This window comes from Shimia sp., assembly GCF_041624275.1.
Classification (GTDB): domain Bacteria; phylum Pseudomonadota; class Alphaproteobacteria; order Rhodobacterales; family Rhodobacteraceae; genus Shimia.
The window spans coordinates 1-2,736 of sequence record NZ_JBFJVE010000275.1 but is presented as its reverse complement, the minus strand read 5'-3'; the positions used below and the strand labels follow the sequence as shown (position 1 = coordinate 2,736).

The window sequence follows — 2,736 nt, the reverse complement described above, 5'->3', positions numbered from 1 at the left end:
GCGACGGGCTGGCTGCGCGACAATCTGCAACGCTTCGGCGGCCTGCGCCCGCCGCGCGAGACGATCCGCTATGCCAGCGGCATGGAGCCGGGGCCAGAGCCCCTGCTGGCCTATCTCGAAGCCAAATTCGGCGATCTCTACGGGCTTTGATCGGGTTCTGAGCCCGCTCAGCGCGCCGTGCAGGTCATGGCGCGCCCGTCCGAGCGGGTGACGATCAGCTGCCCTTCGGGGTTGCTTTCAACCCGGCGTTCGTCGCCGTAGCCGTCCGAGGTCAGGCGCCCGGCGGCGCTCAGAGTGTATTGCGCTTCGACCGTCTTGCCGCGCACCGTCGCCGTATAGGGGACCACCGTGGCGTCGGGCGCAACTTCGGAGACCACCCACTGCAAAGGGGTTTCGCCCATCAGGCAGTCGAAATGGCTGCCGCCGATCTGCGACAGCAGGGCGGGTCCGGTCAGCTCCTCTGCCAGCATCGGCTGCGCCAGAAGTGTCAGCGCAAGGGTCGTGAGACGTCGTTTCATCGGCATGGTCCCGCAGGGAAAAGGGCGACCCGCCGGGCCGCCCGTTTGTTTCACTCTTGGCTGTCGTCTTCGTCGCTCTGCTCGGCGATTCGGGCGACCGAGACCACCTCTTCGCCTTTGCCGGTGTTGAACACTTTCACACCTCCGGCGCTGCGAGAGCGGAAGGAAATACCGTCGACCGGCACCCGGATCGACTGGCCCCTGGAGGTGGCAAGCATGATCTGGTCGTCAAGATCGACAGGGAAGGAGGCGACCAGCTCACCGCCGCGCATCGCCTTGTCCATGGCCGCCACACCCATGCCGCCGCGCCCGCGCACCGGGTAGTCGTGGCTTGACGACAGCTTGCCGGCGCCGCCTGCGGTGATGGTCAGGATCAGGTTTTCCACCGCCGACATCTCGGCATAGCGTTCCTGGCTCAGCTCGCCGGCGACCGCGGTCTCTTCCTCGTCGGCCTCGGCATCGTCGGTCAGCCCGGCCACGGCGCGGCGCATCTTGAGATAGGCGGCGCGCTCTTCCGGGGCGGCTTCGAAGTGGCGGATCACCGACATCGACACCACGCGGTCATCACCTGACAGTTTGATGCCCCGCACCCCGGTCGACTTGCGGCCCTTGAACACCCGCACCTCGGTCGCGGGGAAGCGGATGGCGCGGCCCGAGTTGGTGACCAGCATCACGTCGTCGTCTTCCGAGCAGATGCGCGCATTGACCAGTTCCACGCCCTCGGGCAGGTCCATGGCGATCTTGCCGTTGCGCATCACATTGGTGAAATCGCTGAGCGCGTTGCGGCGCACGTCGCCGGCGCTGGTGGCAAAGAAGATCTGCAGCTTCGACCAATCCTCTTCGGGCACGTCGACCGGCATGATCGCGGCGACCGAGGCACCCTGCGGAATGGGCAGGATATTGACGATCGCCTTGCCCTTGGCGGTGCGTCCGCCCAGCGGCAGGCGCCAGGTCTTCAGCTTGTAGACCATGCCGTCGGTCGAGAAGAACAAGAGCTGGGTGTGGGTATTGGCCACGAAGAGCGTGGTCACCACGTCCTCTTCCTTGGTCTGCATGCCCGACAGCCCCTTGCCGCCGCGTTTCTGGGCCCGGAAATCGGCCAGCGGCGTGCGCTTGATATAGCCGCCCGAGGTCACGGTCACCACCATGTCCTCGCGCTCGATCAGGTCTTCGTCCTCCATGTCGCCCGACCACTCGACGATCTCGGTGCGGCGGTCGACGGCGAATTTTTCCTTCACTTCGCGCAGCTCGTCGGCAATCAGCCCCATGATGCGTTCGCGCGATCCGAGAATCTCGAGGTATTCCTTGATCTTACCGGCCAGTTCTTCAAGTTCGCCAGTGACTTCCTTGACGCCGATCTGGGTCAGCCGTTGCAGGCGCAGTTCGAGGATGGCGCGAGCCTGGGTTTCCGACAGGTTGTAGGTGCCGTCGTCGTTCATCGTATGGGTCGGATCGTCGATCAGCCGGATGTAATCGGCGATCTCCGCCGCCGGCCAGCGGCGGGTCATCAGCTTTTCGCGCGCCTCGGCCGCATCCGCCGAGGCGCGGATGGTGGCGACCACCTCGTCGACGTTGGAGACCGCCACCGCGAGGCCACACAGGATGTGGCTGCGTTCGCGTGCCTTGCGCAGGTCGTAGGCCGTGCGCCGTGCGACAACTTCCTCGCGGAAGTCTATGAAAGACGTAAGGAATTTGCGCAGCGTCAGCTGCTCGGGCCGGCCGCCGTTCAGCGCCTGCATGTTGCATCCGAACGAGGTCTGCATCGGCGTGAAACGGAACAATTGGTTCAGCACCACGTCGGGGGTGGCGTCGCGTTTCAGCTCGACCACCACGCGCACGCCGTTGCGGTCGCTTTCGACCTGCACATGGGCGACGCCCTCGATCTTCTTTTCCTTGACCAGCTCGGCAATGTGCTTGATCAGCTTCGCCTTGTTGACCTGGTAGGGCAGTTCGGTCACGACGATGGATTCGCGACCATGGTCGAATTCCTCGAACTCCGCCCGGGCCCGCATGTAAATGCGACCGCGGCCGGTGCGATAGGCCATCAGGATGCCCGCGGCACCATTGATGATGCCGGCGGTGGGGAAATCGGGCCCCGGTATGCACTCCATCAATTCGTCAATGTCCGCCTCGGGATTGTCGATCAGCCGCAGGCAGGCGTCGATCACCTCATTGAGGTTGTGCGGCGGGATATTGGTCGCCATGCCCACGGCGATGC

2 protein-coding genes and 1 pseudogene are annotated in these 2,736 nt (G+C 64.8%); 1 reads left to right on the top strand and 2 read right to left on the bottom strand.

The window, feature by feature from the left end; all coding sequences use genetic code 11:
* Positions 1-150: pseudogene (locus ABZD10_RS14960) on the top strand (carboxypeptidase M32); the annotation flags it as partial.
* Between the two features lie 17 nt (positions 151-167).
* On the opposite strand, the gene ABZD10_RS14955 reads toward ABZD10_RS14960, so the two are convergent.
* Together ABZD10_RS14955 and ABZD10_RS14950 are read right to left on the bottom strand one after the other, a co-directional pair.
* Positions 168-518, bottom strand: a complete 351-nt coding sequence (locus tag ABZD10_RS14955) for a hypothetical protein (RefSeq protein WP_372887729.1) — start codon at positions 516-518, stop codon at positions 168-170.
* Positions 519-568: 50 nt separating this feature from the next.
* Positions 569-2,736 (bottom strand): DNA gyrase subunit A (locus ABZD10_RS14950; protein ID WP_372887727.1); only part of this gene is annotated, 2,168 nt, incomplete at its 5' end.